At 41.9% G+C, this 248-nt stretch carries 1 protein-coding gene; it reads right to left on the bottom strand.

From position 1 onward, the window contains the following. Window positions 1-215 (bottom strand): hypothetical protein (locus tag AK963_RS33015; protein WP_139117865.1); only part of this gene is annotated, 215 nt, incomplete at its 3' end. Window positions 216-248 lie beyond the last annotated feature (33 nt).

Raw genomic sequence — 248 nt, 5'->3', positions numbered from 1 at the left:
TCAACATCATTAAAACCTTCGGGTAGCTGTGGTCGACGAGACATCTGTTCTAGATAATGCATGGTAATGATGCCTAAGCATAGTTGGCGGCAGCTTAAGGATTTAGAAAATGCGATTGGTATAACCATCTTCCAGAACAACAACACCTTCATGCACTTGCTAAGAAGCTTCAAATAAAATTGAACAACCATGATCACCGTGATGGTTTTGTACAAAGCGTTAACCACTGGCTATCAACAGCACCGTGC

Origin of the sequence: Endozoicomonas atrinae, assembly GCF_001647025.1 — a bacterium.
Classification (GTDB): domain Bacteria; phylum Pseudomonadota; class Gammaproteobacteria; order Pseudomonadales; family Endozoicomonadaceae; genus Endozoicomonas; species Endozoicomonas atrinae.
The sequence above is the reverse complement of the archived record's forward strand: the minus strand, read 5'-3'. Positions and strand labels throughout refer to the sequence as shown.